Raw genomic sequence first — 19,665 nt, forward strand, 5'->3', positions numbered from 1 at the left:
CGGCGGAGTGTACGGGTTTGTACACGAGCAAGGGAAATCTCTTCACAACAACACATGGCCGAAGCGCAGTTCTTTTACTCCACCTCGGGGCGCATGGCCGGAAACAGCAAAACATCCCGAATCGATGGACTATCGGTGAACAGCATCACCAGCCGATCGATGCCGATGCCCTCGCCCGCAGTGGGTGGCAGTCCGTACTCGAGCGCACGCACGTAGTCAGCGTCGTAATACATGGCCTCCAGATCGCCGGCGTCTTTCTCTGCCACTTGGGCCTTGAAGCGCTCCGCCTGATCTTCCGCGTCGTTGAGCTCCGAGAAGCCGTTAGCTATCTCGCGCCCGCCAACAAAGAACTCGAAGCGATCCGTAACGAAGGGGTTAGCGTCATTGCGCCGTGCCAATGGGCTGACCTCGGCAGGATACTCGATAATGAAGGTCGGCTGATCGAGTTTCGGCTCGGCGACCTCCTCGAATATCTCGGTCTGCAGCTTGCCTAGCCCCCACCCCTCCTTGACCTTGATTCCCAGGCGCTCGGCGGTCGCCTTGGCGCCATCGAAAAGGTCGATATCACTCTCGCCGATGGGCTGTTCCAGCTGCCCGCCGTGCTCGAGAATTGCCTGACGCATCGTCAACCGCTTGAACGGCTGACCCAGATCGTATTCGGTGCCTTGATAGGTCAATACGCTGGTATCCAACACCTCCCGGGCAACCTGACGGATCATCTCCTCGGTGAGATCGAGCAGATCCCGATAGTCCGCATAGGCCCAGTAGAACTCCAGCATGGTGAACTCAGGGTTGTGCCGCGTGGACAGACCTTCGTTACGGAAGTTGCGATTGATCTCGAACACCCGCTCGAAGCCGCCCACCACCAGGCGCTTGAGATACAACTCCGGGGCGATGCGCAGGTACATGTCCATGTCCAGCGCGTTGTGATGGGTAACGAAAGGACGGGCCACCGCGCCGCCGGGAATGGCTTGCAGCATGGGGGTCTCGACTTCCATGAAGCCGCGGGCCTCGAAGAATCGGCGGATCGCCGAGACCACGCCGGCCCGCACTTCAAACGCCCGGCGCGACTCCGGGTTCATTATCAGATCCACATAGCGCTGGCGGTAGCGCGCTTCCATGTCGGTGAGGCCATGAAACTTATCCGGCAGCGGGCGCAGGCTCTTGGTCAGCAGCTTCGCCTCGACCATCATCACATACAGATCGCCCTTGCCGGATTTATGAACCGGCCCGCGCGCCGCGACGATGTCGCCGATATCCCAGCTTTTTATATCTTCGAGCACATCGTTCGGCAGCCCTTTCTTGTCGACATAGAGCTGAATCTGCCCCGAGACGTCCTGAATCACTAGAAACGGGCCGCGTTTTCTGAGAATACGCCCGGCCACTGCAGCCTGGCGACCGCGACTTTCAAGCTCCGTCTTATCGAGTTCACCCAGCTCCGCCTGCAGCTCGGACGCCAAGCTGTCGCGGCGAAAGTCGTTGGGAAAAGCGCTGTCGCCTTGCTCGGCAGCCTGCTCGCGACGGGCCGCCAGCTTGGCCCGACGCTCCGCGATCAGATGGTTTTCATCCTGTTGGGAGGTATCTTGATTTGCCATTACTGTGCCTATAGTCCCTGTTTCAAGCTGGCCACGATAAACTGATCCAGATCGCCGTCGAGCACCTTGTCACAATTGCTCGACTGCACGCCGGTGCGCAGATCCTTGATGCGCTGATCGTCCAGCACGTAGGAGCGAATCTGGCTGCCCCAGCCGATGTCCGCCTTGCTGTCCTCCGCCTGCTGCTTGGCGGCATTGCGCTTCTCCATCTCGTGCTCCCACAATCTCGCCTTGAGCTGCTTCATGGCGAAATCCCGGTTGGCGTGCTGGCTGCGCTGACTCTGGCAGGCCACCACGATCCCGGTGGGCTCGTGGGTGATACGCACCGCGGAATCCGTGGTATTGACATGCTGGCCGCCGGCGCCGCTGGAGCGATAGGTATCGGTACGCAGATCCGCCGGGTTGATCTCGACCTCGAAACTGTCGTCGATCTCCGGCGACAGGAATACCGACGCAAAGGAGGTGTGTCGGCGCCCACCGGAATCGAAGGGGCTCTTGCGTACCAGACGATGCACCCCGGTCTCGGTGCGCAACCAGCCGAAGGCATAGTCGCCCTGAATATGGATGGTCGCGGACTTGATGCCTGCCACTTCACCGCCGGAAAGCTCGACGATATCGGCCTTGAAACCGTGATGCTCCGCCCAGCGCAGATACATGCGCAGCAGCATGTTGCCCCAATCCTGGGCCTCGGTGCCGCCGGAACCGGCCTGAATGTCCAGGTAGGCGTTGTTGGCGTCCATCTCACCGGAAAACATGCGGCGAAACTCGAGTTTCTCCAGGGCCGCTTCGAGCTGGGCAAGCTCCTTGTTGACCTCCTCGACGGTGCCTTCATCCTCTTCCATCACCGCAAGTTCGAGCAGTTCCGCATTGTCCTTGAGCCCTTGATCGAGCTCATCGATGGTGGCCACGATCTGCTCCAGGCTGGCGCGCTCCTTGCCCAGCTTCTGGGCGTAGTCCGGATCGTTCCAGACATTCGGATTTTCGAGCTCCCGGGTGACTTCCTCTAGCCGATCTTTCTTCTCGGCATAGTCAAAGATACCCCCTCAGGATGTCTGTCCGTTCGGACAGGTCCTTGATGAGGTTAGTGATCGGATTGATCTCTTGCATGATGATCCTGTTTTCGTGTGCTGCGTGAAATAATGAAGAGAGGCAAAAGCCGCTTATTGTAGCCAACCGACGCTGTAGCGTCATCCTGCGAGCCGTCTTGTGTGCTGCTCGACCTGCTGCCGCCAATCGCTGGCAGTCATTTTTACTGCCAGCGATCTACTACGATAGTGGAATACGCTGTGGCGCATTCATCCTAGACAAGTATGTTTCTGAAAAGGGAAGATTAGAAAGCCTGGTCTATTCAGTACAAGCCCGACGCCGACCGCTTTTTGGCCGACCTGCACAAGGATGACACGATGCCGAATTTCCGCCGTTCCCTATTGAGCGTTCTAACACTCTCAACCAGCCTGCTTGCCACCACGCTGCAGGCCCAGACCCTGGATATTGGCGTCATGGGCGAGCTTGCCTCCTTCGATGCTTCCCAGGTTTCCGGCGGGGTGTGGGAGTCCCAGGTACTGATGGACGTTTACGAAGGCCTGGTCAAGAAAGCGCCGGACGGCGAAATCCTGCCGGGCATGGCAACGGACTGGAAAGTCTCCGATGACGGCAAGACCTATACCTTCCAGATGCGCGACGGCGCCAAATGGTCCGACGGCGAGCCGGTCACCGCCGAGGACTTCGTATTCGGCTGGCGCAACATGCTCGACCCGGAAAACGCCTCCAAGTACGCCTACATGCTCTACCCGGTCGTCAATGCGAAAGCGGTCAACGTCGGTGACGAACCTCTCGATACCTTGGGTGTGAAATCCCTCAATGATGGCAGGACATTTGAAGTCACCCTCAATTCGCCGACGCCCTACTTCATTCAGCTCTTGACCCACTACACTGCCTATCCAGCGCCGAAGCACACCGCCGAGAAGTATGGCAAGCAGTGGGTAAAACTCGACAACATCGCTACCAACGGCGCCTTCAAACCCACCGCATGGGTGTCCCAGTCGCGTATCACCGCAGTCAAGAACCCGCAGTACTACGACGCGGATGAGGTAACTCTCGAGCAGGTCAACTATCACACCACGGAAGATCGCAACGCCGGCATCTCGCGCTTTCGCGCCGGGGAATTCGATATTCTGCGCGACTACCCGTCGAGCCGCTATCAGTGGCTGAAGGACAATCTTCCGGACGCCACTCGCATGGCGCCCTATCTGGGCTCCTACTACTACGTGCTCAATCACCGCGAAGGCCGCCCTACCGCGGACAAGCGGGTGCGCGAGGCGCTGAATCTGGCAGCGCGGCGCAACGTGATCTCCAAGCAGATCATGGCCAGTACCTTTCTGCCGTCGCAGTCCTTCGTGCCCAAGGGCACGGACAACTACGATGTGCAGAGCATGGCGCTGGGCGAGGACAAGGACGCGCGCATGGCAAAAGCCAAGCAGCTGCTCGAAGAGGCGGGCTACGGGCCGAGCAATCCTCTCAATCTGCGCCTGCGTTACAACACCTCGGATGAGCACAAGAAGATCGCCGTAGCCATGGCCGCCATGTGGCGCCCACTCGGGATCAACGTCGAGATGGTCAACTCGGAAGCCACGGTGCACTACCAGACCATTGCCCAAGGCGACTTCGACGTGGCGCGAGCCGGCTGGATCGCCGACTACAACGATGCGGAAAACTTCCTGACGCTGCTCAAAAGCGGCGTCGGCAACAACTACGGCGCCTATTCCAATCCGGAGTTTGATGCTCTGCTGGAAAAGGCTTCCACCACTCTGGGCGCAGATGAGCGCAAAAAGATCTTGGAGCAAGCAGAGCAGCTCGCCCTAGACGATTACGCTCTGGTGCCCCTGCTCTACTACGTCTCGCGTAACCTGGTTAACCCTGAGATGACTGGCTGGGAGGACAACGTCTCCGACGACCATCCCTCTCGCTGGATTAGCATCGAGGAGTGATGGCTCTCTACCGACAAGCACGCCGGCTATTGTTATCGCCGGCCGTGTTGGTCCTTGCGATCTCAAGCGCTGCCCAAGGCGCGACGCTTGAGATCGGCAACGGCGCGGAGCCCGGCACCCTGGACCCGCAGAAGGTCAACGGCAATTGGGAGACTCGCATCACCCGGGCGCTGTTCGATCGTCTGATCGACTACGCCGCGGACGGCAGCCTGGTGCCGGGCTTGGCCAAGTCCTGGCAGATCAGCGACGACGGCAGAACCTACACCTTCAAGCTGCGCGTCGCCAAATGGTCCGACGGTGAGCCGATTACCGCTGGTGACGCGGTTTTTGCCCTTCGCCGGCTGCTGACGCCGACTACCGCCAATCACAACGCCACGCTCTATTACGCGATTCGCAATGCCCGCAAGGTCAACACCGGCCAGGCCGATCCGTCTACTCTCGGGGTGGAAGCCATTGACGATCGCACCCTGGTCATTCATCTAAGCGAACCCACCGCCTATTTTCTGCAGGCATTGGCGATGAGTGAAGCCGCGCCCCTGCCGCAGCACGCCCTCAAAACCCAGGGCGACGACTGGACCGAACCCGGGCGCATGCTCTCGAGCGGCGCCTTCATCCTCGAAGAGTGGCTCCCCCAGGAGCGCATTCGCGTCGCCAAGAACCCTCGCTTCTACGCCGCCAAAGACGTGGCCCTGGACGACGCGGTGTTTTACCCCATCGAGGACGCCGGTTCGGCGCTGAATCGCTTTCGCACCGACGCGCTGGACATTGCCTATTCCAGCGTTCCTTCGTCGCGCTTTTCCTGGGCAGAGGACAACCTCGGCGATGCCCTGCAAGTCGGCCCCTTGGTGGCCCAGTACTTCTACATGTTCAATGTGCGCGAGGGCCAGCCACTCGCCGCCAAACGCATTCGCGAGGCGCTCAACCTGGTGGTGCGCCGGGACGTGATCTCCCAGCAGATTCTGGGCATGGGCCAGAACTCATCCTACTGGTACGTGCCCCGCACCACCGCCGGTGGCACTCGCGGTGCGATGGTCTTCGCCGACTGGCCGATGGACAAGCGCCTGGTCCGAGCCAAACAGTTGATGAAAGAGGCGGGATACGGCCCGGAGCGACCGCTCGAGCTGACGCTGCGCTACAACACCCTGGAGGATCACAAGAAGATCGCCGTGGCGGTGGCAGCCATGTGGCGAGAGCTGGGCGTCAACGTGGAGCTGATCAATTCAGAGGCCGCGGTGCACTACTCGAGCATTAATCAGGGCCAGTTCCAGGTGGCCCGCTACGGCATGATGGCAACGGTCAACGACCCTTATGATTTTCTCAATGCCTATGCCGCCGGGGGCTCAGCGCGCAAGAGCAGCGGCTATCAGAACGATCGCTACGACGCCCTGGTGGAACAGAGCACAAAAGAGCTCGATGAAGACAAGCGCGCCGACCTGATGACCCAAGCGCAGCAGCATCTGCTCGATGACTATGCGCTGCTGCCCCTGTACGACTACGTCAGCGTTCATCTGGTGTCGCCGCGCATCGGCGGCTGGCAGACAACCCCCATGGACGTGCATCCGCTTCGCTATATCACTATCGAGGAGTAGCCCCTTGACCCATTGTTACCGCTGTCATGAATGCTGCCGGCACTGCTCGGCAGTGCAAGAGCTCGCCTTATGTTGAGCTATATTCTCAAGCGCCTGCTGATGGCGATTCCGACCCTGCTGATCGTCATCACTATCTCGTTTTTCTTGATGCGTATCGCACCGGGCGGCCCTTTCGATGGTGAGCGCCAGCTGCCACCGGAGATCGAGGCCAACCTGATGGCCGCCTATCATCTCGACGAACCGCTGCCCATGCAGTACCTGCGCTACATGGGCAACCTTTTGCAGGGAGACTTCGGGCCCTCCTTCAAGTACAAGGATTTCTCCGTCACCGATCTGATCGCTCAGGGGTTCCCGGTCAGCCTGGAGCTTGGCTTCTGGGCGATCCTGCTGGCCCTGATGATTGGTTTACCTCTCGGAGTGATCGCTGCTCTGAAGCGCAATACCGCCGTGGACTATGCGGTAATGGGCACGGCCTTGGCGGGTATCGCCGTACCTAACTTCGTCATCGCCCCACTCCTTGCGCTGGTCTTCGGCGTCACCCTCGCCTGGCTGCCGGTAGGAGGCTGGAACGGGGGCGCCTGGCAGAACATGGTGCTGCCGGTGATCGCCCTGTCGATTCAGCAGATCGCCTATATTGCGCGCATGATGCGCGCTTCCATGATCGAGGTGCTAGGCAGCCACTTCATTCGTACCGCCCGGGCCAAGGGGCTCTCCGAATCCAAGGTGATCCTGCGCCATGCGCTGCAACCGGCGCTTCTGCCGGTGCTTTCCTATCTGGGGCCTGCCATTGCCGGCATCATCACCGGTTCCGTGGTCATCGAGCAGATCTTCGGCATCCCCGGCATCGGGCGCTATTTCGTCCAGGCAGCGCTCAATCGCGACTACACCCTGGTAATGGGTACGGTGGTGTTCTACGGCGCCCTGATCGTGCTGCTCAATCTGATCGTGGACCTGCTCTACTCGGTGCTCGATCCGCAAATCCGCTATGACGACTGATGCCCATGACCACTGACACCACCCCCTACAGCGGCGAGAATCTACCCGCGGGCAGTCCCAATCCGCCCAGCCAACCCGACCCAAGCACGGGGGGTGAAAAAGGCCAGAGCCTGGGTCGGGAGGCCTGGCGGCGACTCAAGCAGAACAAGGCGGCCATGGCCAGCCTGTGGCTTCTGATCGCCATTGCCCTTGCCTGCCTCATCGGCCCCTATCTGCTGCCCTGGGGCCTGGCGGAAGTGGACTGGAACGCCTTCAACGTAGCGCCCACTCTGGAAGGCAGTCATTTTCTCGGCACCGATGCCAACGGCCGGGATCTGCTGGCTCGCACTCTCTACGGCGGCCGGGTGTCGCTTTCGGTAGCCCTGGTCGCCACCCTGGTCAGCCTAGTGATCGGCGTGCTTTACGGCGCCATCGCCGGCTACACAGGTGGGCGCACCGATAACCTGATGATGCGCTTTGTCGACATCATGTATTCCCTGCCCTTCATGTTCCTGGTGATCCTGCTGATGGTGGTGTTCGGGCGCAATATCTTCCTGATCTACGCCGCCATCGGCGCGGTGGAGTGGCTCGATATGGCGCGCATCGTGCGCGGTCAGACCTTGGGGCTCAAACGTCGGGAGTTCGTCGAAGCCGCCCACGCACTCGGGGTCAGCAACCGCGCCATCATCACCCGGCACATGATTCCCAATGCCATTGGACCTGTGATCATCTACGTCACCCTTACCGTGCCCAAGGTGATACTGCTGGAGAGTTTTCTCTCATTTCTTGGTCTCGGCGTGCAGGAACCTCTGACCAGCTGGGGTGTGCTGATCAGCGAAGGCACGGACATGATGCAAAGTGCGCCCTGGATGTTGCTGGTCCCGGCGGTATTCCTGGCGCTGACGCTGTTCTGCCTGAACTTCCTGGGCGACGGCTTGCGTGATGCCCTCGATCCTAAAACTCGTTAAAGAAACGGAAAATGCCTGCGTTCGTCGGTTTTTCGATCGCCTCTAGGACTCTGTTATGACATCACTACTCGAAATTGACGATCTGTGCGTTGACTTTCATCTGCCGGATGGCGATGTGGCAGCGGTCAAGAATGTCAGCCTGAGCATCAAGGAGGGCGAGACCCTGGCGCTGGTCGGCGAATCCGGTTCCGGCAAGTCCGTGACCAACACCGCCATACTACGCTTGCTGCCGGAGCTTGCCGGCATTCGCGGCGCGATCCGCTTTCACGGCGAGAACCTGCTCGAGGCCTCCAACCAGCGCATGCGTGCGCTCAGAGGTGACCGTATTGCCACGATCTTCCAGGAGCCCATGACGTCGCTCAATCCGCTGCATCGTATCGGCGATCAGATCGCGGAGGTGCTGCGCCTGCACCGGGGTCTGCGCGGTAAGCGCGTGCAAACGCGGGTAGTCGAACTGCTCGAACAGGTGGGCATACCGGAGCCCGCCCGGCGGGTGAAGAGCTATCCTTATGAGCTTTCCGGGGGCCAGCGCCAGCGGGTGATGATCGCCATGGCGCTGGCCTGCGAGCCGGAACTGCTGATCGCGGATGAGCCCACCACCGCCCTGGACGTCACCGTGCAGGCGCAGATTCTCAGCCTGCTCAAGGAGTTGCAGCAGCGCTATGGCATGGCGATCCTGTTCATCACCCATGATCTGGGCATCGTGCGCCACTTCGCCGACCGGGTCTGCGTGATGCGCCAAGGCGAACTGCTCGAACAAGGCACCACAAAAGAGGTTTTCGCCAATCCAAAACATGCCTACACCCGCGCCTTGATCGACGCGGAGCCCAGTGGCAGCAAGGCACCGGTGCCTGAAGATAGCCCCGTGCTGCTCGAGGCCAGTCATGTCCAGGTACGCTTCACCACCAAGCGCCGCTGGTTCGGGCACAACGACTATTTCGAAGCGGTGCGTGGCATCGACATTACCTTGAAGCGCGGACAGACCCTGGGCATCGTTGGCGAATCCGGCTCCGGCAAGTCGACCTTGGGCCGAGCGCTTCTGCGCCTGCTCAAGAGCCGCGGCGAGATTCGTTTTGACGACAGTGACATTGCCCACTTGGAGCCCGCGGCCATGCGCCCTTTGCGCAAGCGCATGCAGGTGGTGTTCCAGGACCCCTTCGGTTCATTGTCACCGCGGCTGACCGTAGGCGAGATCATTGGCGAAGGCCTGCGGGTGCATCACCCCGAACTCAAGCGCGCCGAGCGAGATCAGCGCGTACAGGAGGCGCTCAAGGAAGTGGCCTTGGACCCGGCCATGCGCAAGCGCTACCCGCATGAGTTTTCCGGCGGTCAGCGCCAGCGCATCGCCATCGCCCGGGCGCTGGTATTGAAGCCGGAGTTCTTGCTGCTCGACGAGCCCACCTCGGCCCTGGATCGCTCGGTGCAGGCCACGGTAATCGAACTGCTGCGCGAACTGCAGCGCAGGCACGACCTGACCTACCTATTCATCAGTCACGATCTGGCGGTGGTGCGCGCCCTGGCGGACAGCGTGCTGGTAATGAAGGAAGGGAGGGTCGTCGAGCAGGGCACGACCGAGGCGCTGTTCGACAATCCCCAAGAGCCCTATACCCGGGAACTGATGCGAGCGGCCTTCATGAACGATGCGGCTTGAAACAGCCTAAAGGATAGGATAGGCAAGCAAGCCAAACCCGGCTGAGGCCGGGTTTGGGTATTGGTGAGTTCCCGCGACTGGTTAGAAGCGATAGGTCGCCTGGGCGCCAAAGCCGTGGGCTTCGTTCTTGTAATCCGCGCGGTAGTTGGACGTAACCGCAGGCGAGCCGCCGAAGCTGTCGGTCTTGGTCTGTTCGATCAAAGTGCCCCGCTCGGTCAAGTAGGAGTAGGCAACATCGAAGGTCAGGTCGGCAATGGGTGTCCAGCCGGCTCCCAATGAGAAGATGCGCCGATCATCCGAGGGAATACGTACGCTGCGGGTGTCGTCCTGGGTCGGTGTCTGGTCGATACTCAGACCGGCACGCAGCACCCACGCCGGGTTGAGCTGATACTCACCGCCCACGGCGTAGGCCCAGGCATTCGAATAGCTCTGCTCTTCATTGGTCACTTCTCCACGCGCTTCGCCGGTCACCAGGATGCGCTCGAAACGGCTCCAGCGCGACCAGGATGCGCCCAGCATCAGCTTGAAGTTATCGCTCATCTGCTGGGTAATGGAGAAATTGACCGTCTCCGGCGTGGTCAGATCAAGTTCCGCGTCGTCTCTGACACTGATCGGCAGCCCTTTTACGTCCGCCTTGAAATCACCCTCGAGGGTGTAATCCACCTTGGAGCGATAGGTCAGTCCCAGCGTGGTTTCCGGCACCGGGCGATAGATAACACCGAGATTGTAGCCCCAGGCCTCGTCGTCACCCTCTACCCGGGAATCCGCTTCGGTTCGGCCCAGTGGGGTAACCAGCGGCACTTGACGCTGCAGCTCGCCATCGACCCGGTTGTAAGTGACACCAGCACCGACGGACCACTGATCGTTGAAACGATAGGAGAGCGTCGGCTGAGCGCTGACGACTCTTACTTCCGTATAGTTGCCCTGGTTGCGTCCTTGAAAGGAGTCCTCGTAATCCGTGTTGGAACCGAAAGGCGCGTAAACACCGAAACCGAAGGCCAGCCGCTCATCGATCGGCTGGGCATAGAAGGCATAGGGAATGAATTTGCTCGGCACCATATCGCCATCGTTGGTGCCTTGAACCGGCAATGTCGCCCCCCCAAAGGCGGGACTCGTTTGGGTGGCCTGCGCATTGTCGATATCCGAACTGACATCCAGGAAAGTGCCACCAGCACTTATCTGAGCCCGATCGAGAAACGACATGCCCGCCGGGTTGCCGAAGACGATAGTGGCATCCTGAACGTTTGAGCTACGCCCCGCGTGGCCATACCCCTGGCCGCTGACGCTTTGTTCGTTGAGCTGGAAGCCCCCGGCCATGAGGTGCGATGAAAATGCTGTGGCAGCTGTCGCGATAGCGAGAGTGAGCTTGTTGATCTTGTTATGCATTGCGCGCGTCCTGTTCCCATGAAAGCGTAGGTTCTTATCGTATTATCGGCAAATGACGAGATACTTTAAGCGTTTTGACTGATCGCCTTGAACAAGTCAAGGTCAAACGTACGTTTCAATCACTTGCGAGACTAGCAATTAGTCGTAGTGCCTCAATTCTTGCCTCAGCGACTTGTCTTCAACAACCGCGCATGCTCCCGTATCTTGACCATTGGGTAACACACAGGTTTTACACTGTTGGTATGTCAGCTTGGTGCGGAGATAGATCATGAAGGTCAGCGAACTGGCCAGGAACGCAGGCGTAACCGCCGAAACGGTGCGTCACTATACCCGTGAAGGACTGTTGCAACCGAGCCGCGACCCGGAAAACGGCTATCAGCTTTACGACAGTGATTCACTCAACCGGCTGCGTTTCATCCAGCGTGCCCGCACATTGGGGTTCAGCGTGCGGGAGATCGGCGAGATTCTCGATCATGCGGATCACGGCGATTCACCCTGCCCCCTGGTACGGGACCTTTTGGCTCAGCGGCTACCGGAAATTCAAGCGCGCATCATCGAGCTTCAGGCGCTGGCTGAGCGTATGGAGCAGGCGCTGACGACCTGGCAGGACATGCCGGATGGCACCCCGGATGGGCACAGCCTGTGCCGCTTGATAGAAAGCTTTCCCGACTCTTCTCCGCATGCTTCCACTAAAGCGCCTCACAAGGAGGGTGTATGACTACTGCTGTGCTGGATCGCTACGTACCCAGCATCAACTGCCAGGGCTGCGTGAGCAAGATTCGCCGTACCCTGCAAGCCGAGGATGAGACTGCAGAAGTCACAGGCTTTCCGGATGACAAGCGGGTCGAGATCGCAAGCCGCCTCGACGAGCAGCGTGTCGATGCGCTGCTCGAGGAAGCCGGCCACCCGCCTCGGGAACGCGACACGACCGGTGTCGAAGAAGAGAGCGAAGAGGATAAGGCCGTATCTTCCACCGACGTCGAGGCCACCCCCGCGGCTAACGCAGCGGAGACTACCGGCATCGATCAGCGACTGGCGATTTCCGGCATGACCTGCGCGGGCTGCGTCAATACCGTGCAGAAGGCGCTCAAGGCGACACCGGGGGTCACTCATGCCCAGGTCAATTTCGGCAACCACACTGCGGAGGTGAGTGGCGACGCCCCTCTCGATCGGTTGGTCAAGGCGGTGGAAGACGTCGGCTACGGCGCCAGCGCCATCGAGGATCTGCGTCAGGCTCAGCAGACCAAGCAGGAACAGGATGCCCGGGAGTACAAGAAACGCCTGCGTGGTAGTGCTCTCGCCCTTGGTCTGGGTGTGCCGCTGATGGTGCTGATGTTCATCTACCATCCTCTTCCCCAAGGCTGGGGCAAACTGTTCTGGCTGGTGGTCGGCGCGCTGAGTCTCGGGGTGCTGGTGGGGCCCGGACGGCACTTCTTCGTCAATGCCTGGAAGACGTTCACCCAGCATCAGGCCAACATGGATACCTTGATTGCCCTGGGCACCGGCACTGCCTGGCTCTACTCCATGGTGGTGGTGCTGTTTTCCGACTGGCTGCCGGAGGTCGCCCAGGGGGTCTACTTTGAAGCCTCGGCCATGGTCATTGGTTTAATCCTACTGGGTCAGGCCATGGAGCTGAAGGCCCGTGGGCGCACCAGCGATGCACTGAAGCGCCTGCTGGATCTGCAGAGCAAGACCGCTCGAGTGATTCGCGATGGCCATGAGCAGGAGATCCCGCTTGACGAAGTGCGCCAAGGCGATCAGCTTCGCGTGCGCCCTGGAGAGCGGCTACCGGTGGATGGCGAAGTGACCGAAGGCTCGAGCTATATCGACGAATCCATGCTCACCGGGGAACCCGAACCGGTCTCCAAGCAGGAAGGCAGCGAGGTCAGCGCCGGCACGGTCAACGGCCGGGGTGGCCTGGTGTATCGCGCGACCCATGTCGGCGACGACACTCGTCTGGGGCGCATCACCGAACAGGTGGCGAAGGCTCAGAACTCGCGCCCGCCCATCGGCAAGCTGGCAGATCAGGTATCCGCCATCTTCGTGCCCAGCGTAATGATCATCGCCGTGATCACCGCGCTGATCTGGTTCAACGTTGGCCCGGCGCCAGCGCTAACCCATATGCTGGTTACCGCCACTACGGTACTGATCATCGCCTGCCCTTGCGCCTTGGGCTTGGCCACTCCGATCTCCACCATGATCGGCGTGGGCAAGGCAGCAGAAATGGGCGTGCTGGTAAGAAGCGGCGAGGCGCTGCAGACCGCAAGCCGACTTACCACCCTGGTGGTGGACAAGACCGGCACCCTGACGGAAGGCAAACCCCAGGTCACGGATGCCGAAATTCTGGAAGGCGAGAAACTGGACGCGCTGGGCCTGGTAGCGGCACTGGAGCAAGGCTCCGAGCATCCTCTGGCGGCCGCACTGATGGAACATGCACAGTCGGAAGGCGCAACCACCGCTTCCATCGATGCCTTCGAGAGCGTCACCGGGCGCGGCGTCACCGCACGAACTCAAGATGGAAACATTCTGCGCTTGGGTAACGCCAAGCTGTTGAGTGAAGCGGGAATCGATCTGAAGTCCGGCAATGGCGTAGCACGGCGTCTTGAAGATCAAGCCCGCACGGTCATCTATCTCGCCAAGGATGAGCGTCTGATTGCACTCTTCGGCGTCAGCGACCCGCTGCGTTCTGATACCGTCGCGGCGGTCAAGCGCTTGCAGGAAGATGGTCTCAAGATCGTCATGCTCACCGGGGACAACCCCCATACCGCCGCCGCCATCGCCCGGGAAGTGGGAATCGACCACTACCGGGCAGAGTTGATGCCGGAAGACAAGCACGCGGAAATCGAACGCCTCCAAGGCAGCGGCAAAGTAGTTGGCATGGTCGGCGACGGCATCAACGACGCACCGGCCCTGGCTCGGGCGGACGTGGGGTTTGCGATTGGCCAAGGCACAGACGTGGCCATCGAGAGCGCCGGTATCACGCTGATGCGCGGCTCCTTGCACGGCATCGCCGATGCCATCGAATTGAGTCGGGCCACGATAAAGAACATCAAACAGAACCTCTGGGGCGCCTTCGGCTACAACGCTCTGTGCATCCCCATCGCCGCGGGCGTCCTGTATCCCTTCACCGGCGCTTTGCTCTCGCCGATGATTGCCGGGGCCGCCATGTCGCTCTCTTCCGTGACCGTGGTCAGCAACGCCAATCGGCTGCGGCTGTTCAAGACTTCTGCCCAGGAAAAAGGAGCGGTGCAAGAACCCTCCCAGCAAACACACCAGGAGGTTATGTCATGAGCTGGCTCGTCAATCTAGGTGGCTTGGCAGTGATTGCGCTGATCGTCTGGTGGTTCTGGGGAGATCAGTTGGGCCTGCGTAACCAGGATATGGATAAATAGGCCTATACAATCACACCCAGCATCGATATCGCCTGCCTGAAAGCCAGCGACCGCCGGCTTTCAGGCATGAGCATTTTGGTTCATTGCCGTCTCCCCCTGATCCCAACAGGCAAGATCGGTAACTACCCGATTACGCCCTTCATTCTTGGCCTGATAAAGGCATCGATCCGCAGCCTTGATCAGGCCATCTGTATCATGAACGGAATCCGCCTCCATCACCCCGGCGCTGAACGTGCAGGAAAAAGATGTGCCGTTGGCGTCAAAGCCAAGTTTGCTGAAGTCCTCGCGTAATCCGTCGATGATCTTGACGGTTTGGGCGCTGGTCGTATCATGCAGCACGATTAGAAACTCTTCACCACCATAGCGTCCGATCAAGTCCGTTTCGCGCAAGCGATGGCGCAAGAGATCCGCTAGCACCCGAATCACCTCGTCGCCGGCCAGGTGGCCATGGGTGTCGTTGACCCGCTTGAAGAAATCGATATCCAGCATGACCCCGCACAGTGGCAATCGCCTACGCCTGGCCTGGGCAAGAGAAGAGGCTAGTCGTTCCTTGATATCCGCATGCTTGAGCAGTCCTGTCAGCCCATCCCGCGCCAAAGCACCGGCCAACGCCCTGGCTCGGCGAGCGCAAGCAGCTATCGAAGCAACCAGGACGTTCGCGGCGATCGGCTTGACCAGGAAATCATCTCCTGCCTTGGTCATTGCCGAAAGCTGGGCATCCACATCGCCACCGGCGGATAGATAGACGATCGACACCTGCAACCAGCGTGGATGATAGCGTACCATCTGAGCAAGCTCAGGCCCTTTGCACTGCGGCATTCGCACATCCAGCACCAGAATGTCCGGCACGAAGCGCTCCATGGCGCTCAGCACCTCTTTGGGGCGCGCAAGCGTCATGACCGAGAATCCTGCGTTCTCGAGTACCGATTGATAATGATCAAGCAGGGCCTCGTCATCATCCACCATCATGATGCGCAGCGAAGCGAGCCGATCCGGACGCAGGCGATTGTCCAATGACTCGACGAGTCTCATCTTGTCTCGTGGTAGCGTGAAGAAGCCTTCAACCTCGGCACGCACGGCGCGTAACTGAAGTTCGAAGTCCGATGAAACGTCCGTCAGGAATAGGGGGATGGACGTCCCCATGCGCTGCTGGATCGCCTCGCCGATCGCCACGCCATCCGCCATATTATCCGCTGGCTTGTCTGTCGTGCTTGCTCCTGCAAGATGCAGGGGTAACACCAGGGCATCTGGACACTGCTGTTCGCAGGCCTGCTCCAAGGATTCTTGCGCCGCAAACTTCTGGATTCGGTAGTCAAGGCCCGAGAGCGCATGGCACAACTGCTGCGATAGCGCCTTGTCTTCTTCTAGTATGTAGACGACATGATGGCCAAGCTTATGAGGTTTTAGATGCGACACCGCCGCTATTCCGCGCCCTTGCACGGCTTCGGCGCCGGTCGGGGATAACTCGATCCCTGCCGGGCTAGATAGTGCTTGCAGACTTGTAGCGACCGCTTCAAAGGAACTTGCATCCCGGGACACCAGAGCCTCTTCCAACTGGCGCTCGAGCGTTCGACAGGCCGTGCCCACCTCCCCGAAGCCGAAGGTGCCCGCCGCCCCGGCCAGCCGATGAAGCCGCAAGCGTATGTCTGCCCAGGCGTTACTACTCCTATCGCAATGGGCGCTCTCACGCAGCGACGCGATCTCCTCTTTCAGCCACACACCATACTCCTGGCGTAGCTGTAGTAATCGCTGGTTACTTTTCTGCCTCATGGATTATTTTCCTGCTTCTGAAAGTCTTCCCAGATCGTCCCGAGCCTTGCTGCCAGTCCAACCGGATCGAACGGCTTGACGATGACGGCACTCGCATTCAGGTCGAAATAGCGCTGATGATCGGCTTCTTCCGTCTTGGCGGTCATGAACACCACCGGCCTCCTGGAGACGTCCAACACCTTGGACAGCTCGATCAGTGTCGTTGGTCCGTCCATGTCCGGCATCATGACGTCCAGGAGTAGCAGGTCGGGGGCATAGGCCGGCGCCTGTTCGATGGCTTGCTCACCATAGGAGCAGCTCAGCACCGACAACCCACCTAGAGTTTCAAGTGCCACTCGTGTAATGGCGATGATCGACTCGTCATCTTCCACATGTAGCACCCGTTGAAATGTTGCTGTGATGGGTGCTGCCAAATCCTGCTCAGGAGGAGATTGCGCGAATGGTGCAGCGGTATTCTCGATATTATTTGCCATGCTTATTTTCTCTCGCCTTGATCACACATTGCCTGCGCGGCATGCGCTGGATCATCCGATGCCAAGGGCAACAACAACCAGAACGTGGTGCCTTGATCGGCCATCGATCGAAAACCAATCGACCCACTCATCTGCTCGATATATTGTTTGGTAATTGCCAGTCCCAACCCCGTGCCGCTTTGAGGGCGCGTATCGTCCGCCTTGGCCTGGGCAAAATGCTGGAAAACCTTGGAATGGAACTCGCTGGGAATACCGTGGCCCTGATCGATGACATCGATCCACACATGATCATCTTCGACTCGATAGCACACCTGGACGAGGCCGCCTCTGGACGAGAACTTGATGGCGTTGGATAGCAGGTTGGACATCACCTGGCCGAAACGCAGGCTGTCGATCTCGATGCTGGCTTGCCTCTCGCCGACCAGCTCGAGTTGAACGTCGTATTGGGCCGCATAGCCAAGATTGATGGCGACAGCTTCTTCCAGAAGTGGACGCAGCAAGTGCCTTTGCATGTCGAAGGCCATCTTGTCGGCGTCGAGCTTTTCCCAGTCAAGTAGATCGTTGACCAATTGCCCTAAACGCTGCGTATTGCGCTGGGCAAGAGAGAGCATCTCGGCCATGGCCGGGGGTGCGACTCCTACCGCACCTGCATTGATCAGATCCAACGCCCCCTTGATGGAGGTCAATGGGGTACGCAGTTCATGACTGACGACGGCAACGAACTCCCGCTTTAATTGCTCGAGCTTGCGCTGCTCGGTGATATCCTGAATTTGAGCCACGAAATACTGGGGCTCCCCGGCGGAATCACGGACCAGCGATACCGACAGCTGCGCCCAGATAGTATTGCCACTACTCGTGATATAACGCTTGCTCAGCTGATAGTTCGCAATATCCCCATCAATCAATTGTGCTACCGAGGCCAAATCCGCGGCCAGATCGTCCGGATGAGTCAAGGTCGGGAAGTCGGTTGTCAGCAACTCCTCTCGCGAGTAATCCAGCATGTCGCAGAGGGCACGATTTACCTCAAGAAAATTACCCTCCAACGATACAAGGGCCATGCCCTGCCGAGCAGTTTCGAAGGCACCGCGAAACTGGGATTCGCTGATCTGTAACGCTTCTTCCATCGACTGCAATTGGCTACGATCGATAGCGACGCCTAGATATCCGGTGATATTCCCCACAACGTCGTGAATTGCGCTGACTACAAGATGTATCCTTCGATGGCTTCCATCATGGCAAACATAGGTCCAGTCGCGGCGCTCGCTGATACCTCGGCTCGGATTGACGGTTAGTGCTGCAAAGCCTTCGATGGGTTCATCTAACGCTCTTGAGAGTTCGGCAGCGCGTTGACTGATCTCGTCGTCATGATGAAAGTCCAGCACCGTGAAATGGCCTACGACTTCCTCGGCAAAATAGCCCAATAGCCCTTCGGCACCGGAATTGAACAGCGTGATTCGCCCCTCGAGATCCGTGGCGATGATGGCGACTTCTGTCGCCGCATCGACCACTGCTTGAAGGTGGGTGCGAACCTCTGCGCTCTCCTGCTCGGCTTTTTTGCGGGCAGTAATATCCATATGGGTTCCGGCCATGACAAGAGGCTTGCCTTTGGTATCCCATTCGACCAGGCGCCCCCGATCGTGCACCCACACCCACTGTCCATTCTTATGCTTCATACGGTACTGAATATCGTAGGCCGGTAGCTCACCGCTGATATGACGCTTGCACATGAGCAAGGCCAAGGCGATGTCCTCTGGATGAGCCAGTGATATCCAGGTCTCCACTGTAGTGGGGTCAAGCTCTTCCAGGGAGTAGCCTACGATCTCCGCCCAGCGCTCGTTGAGGCAAGTGACCCCGGTCTGCACGTTCCACTCCCAGGTGCCCGCCTGGGTACCCTGCAGAATCAGCTCCAACCGCCGACGCTCTTCACGCAATGTCCGGTCTATCTGGCGTTTTTCGGTAATGTCATGCATGGCCACGACCGCGCCGGCCCGTACACCTTTCGGGGAGTGAAAAACCTGCCCGTTGCAAATCACATGGCGGGGCGCTTGATCAACCGTCTTGATGCAGATTTCCTGATTGCGTACCCATTCACCGTTCCAGGCGCGCTTGAGCGGGATTCGCTCTTCGGCTAGTGGAGTTTCGCCATCCGCTTCGCATAGATTAAACTGGTTGACCCATTTTTCAGGCGTCGAATAGGAAGGGACGCTCGCGTGCCAGGTTCTGGCCTGCAGATTGAACAAGCTGAGTTCACCGCTTGCATTGCTGGCCACGACCCCTTCCGGTAGCGCCTCAAGCAGGCTGTCGAGCATTGCATGGTTCGCTTGGGCGACGCGTTTTTCGGCGTTTATTTCGAGCAAACTTGTCACAAGACATGCCAACTCTTCCAGAGCCTGACGCTGCCGGTCATCGAGTTGTCTCGGTGTGTTATCAATGACGCATAGTGTGCCGAGTCGACAATCATTGGCGGCGGTCAGCGGTACTCCGGCATAAAAGCGGATATGGGGCTCACCTATGACCAATGGATTGTCCGTGAAGCGTGGATCGCGCGAAGCATCCATCACCTCCATAAGACTTTCACGCTCGATGGTATGGGCGCAAAAAGCCTGATCACGAGGCGTTTCCCGTACCTCAAGTCCTACCTGGCTCTTGAACCACTGACGCTTCTCGTCCACTAGGGAAATGAGTGCAATAGGCACCTCGCAGATCAATGCTGCCAAGCGCGTGATTGCATCGAAGCTCTCTTCGGCCTCAGTATCGAGAATGCCGTATTCATGAAGGGTTGCCAGCCGCTCGGATTCGCCTTCACTACCCTCAACCATCCATTCGAGTACCTGCGCCATGCAGGATCTCCTACACATAAGCCTTATTAACCAGACTTA

13 protein-coding genes are annotated in these 19,665 nt (G+C 59.2%); 7 read left to right on the top strand and 6 right to left on the bottom strand.

What is annotated here, in order from left to right; all coding sequences use genetic code 11:
* Positions 1 to 74: 74 nt before the first annotated feature.
* A complete protein-coding gene (gene lysS / locus H7850_RS08615; protein ID WP_227369109.1) occupies positions 75 to 1,595 on the bottom strand; it encodes a lysine--tRNA ligase in 1,521 nt (506 codons plus the stop codon).
* Positions 1,596 to 1,603: 8 nt separating this feature from the next.
* A protein-coding gene (gene prfB / locus H7850_RS08620; protein WP_227369110.1) for a peptide chain release factor 2 occupies positions 1,604 to 2,702 on the bottom strand; the annotation gives its coding sequence in 2 pieces (ribosomal slippage) (positions 1,604 to 2,626 and positions 2,628 to 2,702; 1,098 coding nt in all).
* Positions 2,703 to 2,998: 296 nt separating this feature from the next.
* On the opposite strand from prfB, the gene H7850_RS08625 reads away from it, so the two are divergent.
* From H7850_RS08625 to H7850_RS08645, 5 genes are all read left to right on the top strand, one after another.
* Complete coding sequence (locus tag H7850_RS08625) at positions 2,999 to 4,582, top strand: peptide ABC transporter substrate-binding protein (protein ID WP_227369111.1); 1,584 nt, start codon at positions 2,999 to 3,001, stop codon at positions 4,580 to 4,582.
* Positions 4,582 to 6,171 (top strand): peptide ABC transporter substrate-binding protein, encoded by a 1,590-nt coding sequence (locus tag H7850_RS08630; protein WP_227369112.1) that lies wholly within the window; start codon positions 4,582 to 4,584, stop codon positions 6,169 to 6,171. The genes H7850_RS08625 and H7850_RS08630 overlap by 1 nt, the downstream gene beginning before the upstream one ends.
* Before the next feature lie 69 nt (positions 6,172 to 6,240).
* Positions 6,241 to 7,167 (top strand): oligopeptide ABC transporter permease OppB, encoded by a 927-nt coding sequence (gene oppB, locus H7850_RS08635; RefSeq protein ID WP_227369113.1) that lies wholly within the window; start codon positions 6,241 to 6,243, stop codon positions 7,165 to 7,167.
* 5 nt (positions 7,168 to 7,172) lie between these two features.
* A complete protein-coding gene (locus H7850_RS08640) occupies positions 7,173 to 8,114 on the top strand; it encodes an ABC transporter permease (RefSeq protein WP_227369114.1) in 942 nt (313 codons plus the stop codon).
* 55 nt (positions 8,115 to 8,169) lie between these two features.
* The gene (locus H7850_RS08645) at positions 8,170 to 9,765 is read left to right on the top strand and encodes an ABC transporter ATP-binding protein (RefSeq protein WP_227369115.1); all 1,596 of its coding nucleotides are present in this window, start codon (positions 8,170 to 8,172) and stop codon (positions 9,763 to 9,765) included.
* Positions 9,766 to 9,846: 81 nt separating this feature from the next.
* Here the strand turns inward: H7850_RS08645 and H7850_RS08650 are convergent, their stop codons facing one another.
* A complete protein-coding gene (locus H7850_RS08650; RefSeq protein ID WP_227369116.1) occupies positions 9,847 to 11,151 on the bottom strand; it encodes an OmpP1/FadL family transporter in 1,305 nt (434 codons plus the stop codon).
* 268 nt (positions 11,152 to 11,419) lie between these two features.
* On the opposite strand from H7850_RS08650, the gene H7850_RS08655 reads away from it, so the two are divergent.
* Positions 11,420 to 11,869 (top strand): MerR family transcriptional regulator, encoded by a 450-nt coding sequence (locus H7850_RS08655; RefSeq protein ID WP_227369117.1) that lies wholly within the window; start codon positions 11,420 to 11,422, stop codon positions 11,867 to 11,869.
* On the top strand, positions 11,866 to 14,442 hold the full coding sequence (locus tag H7850_RS08660; RefSeq protein ID WP_227369118.1) for a heavy metal translocating P-type ATPase: 2,577 nt from the start codon (positions 11,866 to 11,868) through the stop codon (positions 14,440 to 14,442). Before H7850_RS08655 ends, H7850_RS08660 begins: the two co-directional genes overlap by 4 nt.
* Positions 14,443 to 14,603: 161 nt before the next feature.
* Here H7850_RS08660 and H7850_RS08665 read toward each other — a convergent pair whose 3' ends face one another.
* Genes H7850_RS08665 through H7850_RS08675 form a run of 3 tightly spaced genes read right to left on the bottom strand, consistent with a single transcriptional unit; the run spans position 14,604 to position 19,626 of the window.
* Complete coding sequence (locus H7850_RS08665) at positions 14,604 to 16,313, bottom strand: diguanylate cyclase (RefSeq protein WP_227369119.1); 1,710 nt, start codon at positions 16,311 to 16,313, stop codon at positions 14,604 to 14,606.
* Positions 16,310 to 16,786, bottom strand: a complete 477-nt coding sequence (locus tag H7850_RS08670) for a response regulator (RefSeq protein ID WP_227369120.1) — start codon at positions 16,784 to 16,786, stop codon at positions 16,310 to 16,312. Before H7850_RS08670 ends, H7850_RS08665 begins: the two co-directional genes overlap by 4 nt.
* 2 nt (positions 16,787 to 16,788) lie before the next feature.
* On the bottom strand, positions 16,789 to 19,626 hold the full coding sequence (locus H7850_RS08675) for a PAS domain S-box protein (RefSeq protein WP_227369121.1): 2,838 nt from the start codon (positions 19,624 to 19,626) through the stop codon (positions 16,789 to 16,791).
* Positions 19,627 to 19,665: the final 39 nt, after the last annotated feature.

The organism is Halomonas sp. M20, assembly GCF_020622265.1.
Taxonomy (GTDB): domain Bacteria; phylum Pseudomonadota; class Gammaproteobacteria; order Pseudomonadales; family Halomonadaceae; genus Modicisalibacter.

Coding starts and splice junctions, on each gene's coding strand:
- oppB (WP_227369113.1), top strand. CDS start 6,241: ATGTTGAGCTATATTCTCAAGCGCCTGCTGATGGCGATTCCGACCCTG.
- H7850_RS08665 (WP_227369119.1), bottom strand. CDS start 16,313: ATGAGGCAGAAAAGTAACCAGCGATTACTACAGCTACGCCAGGAGTAT.
- H7850_RS08630 (WP_227369112.1), top strand. CDS start 4,582: ATGGCTCTCTACCGACAAGCACGCCGGCTATTGTTATCGCCGGCCGTG.
- H7850_RS08660 (WP_227369118.1), top strand. CDS start 11,866: ATGACTACTGCTGTGCTGGATCGCTACGTACCCAGCATCAACTGCCAG.
- H7850_RS08675 (WP_227369121.1), bottom strand. CDS start 19,626: ATGGCGCAGGTACTCGAATGGATGGTTGAGGGTAGTGAAGGCGAATCC.
- H7850_RS08640 (WP_227369114.1), top strand. CDS start 7,173: ATGACCACTGACACCACCCCCTACAGCGGCGAGAATCTACCCGCGGGC.
- H7850_RS08625 (WP_227369111.1), top strand. CDS start 2,999: ATGCCGAATTTCCGCCGTTCCCTATTGAGCGTTCTAACACTCTCAACC.
- lysS (WP_227369109.1), bottom strand. CDS start 1,595: ATGGCAAATCAAGATACCTCCCAACAGGATGAAAACCATCTGATCGCG.
- H7850_RS08655 (WP_227369117.1), top strand. CDS start 11,420: ATGAAGGTCAGCGAACTGGCCAGGAACGCAGGCGTAACCGCCGAAACG.
- H7850_RS08650 (WP_227369116.1), bottom strand. CDS start 11,151: ATGCATAACAAGATCAACAAGCTCACTCTCGCTATCGCGACAGCTGCC.
- H7850_RS08670 (WP_227369120.1), bottom strand. CDS start 16,786: ATGGCAAATAATATCGAGAATACCGCTGCACCATTCGCGCAATCTCCT.
- H7850_RS08645 (WP_227369115.1), top strand. CDS start 8,170: ATGACATCACTACTCGAAATTGACGATCTGTGCGTTGACTTTCATCTG.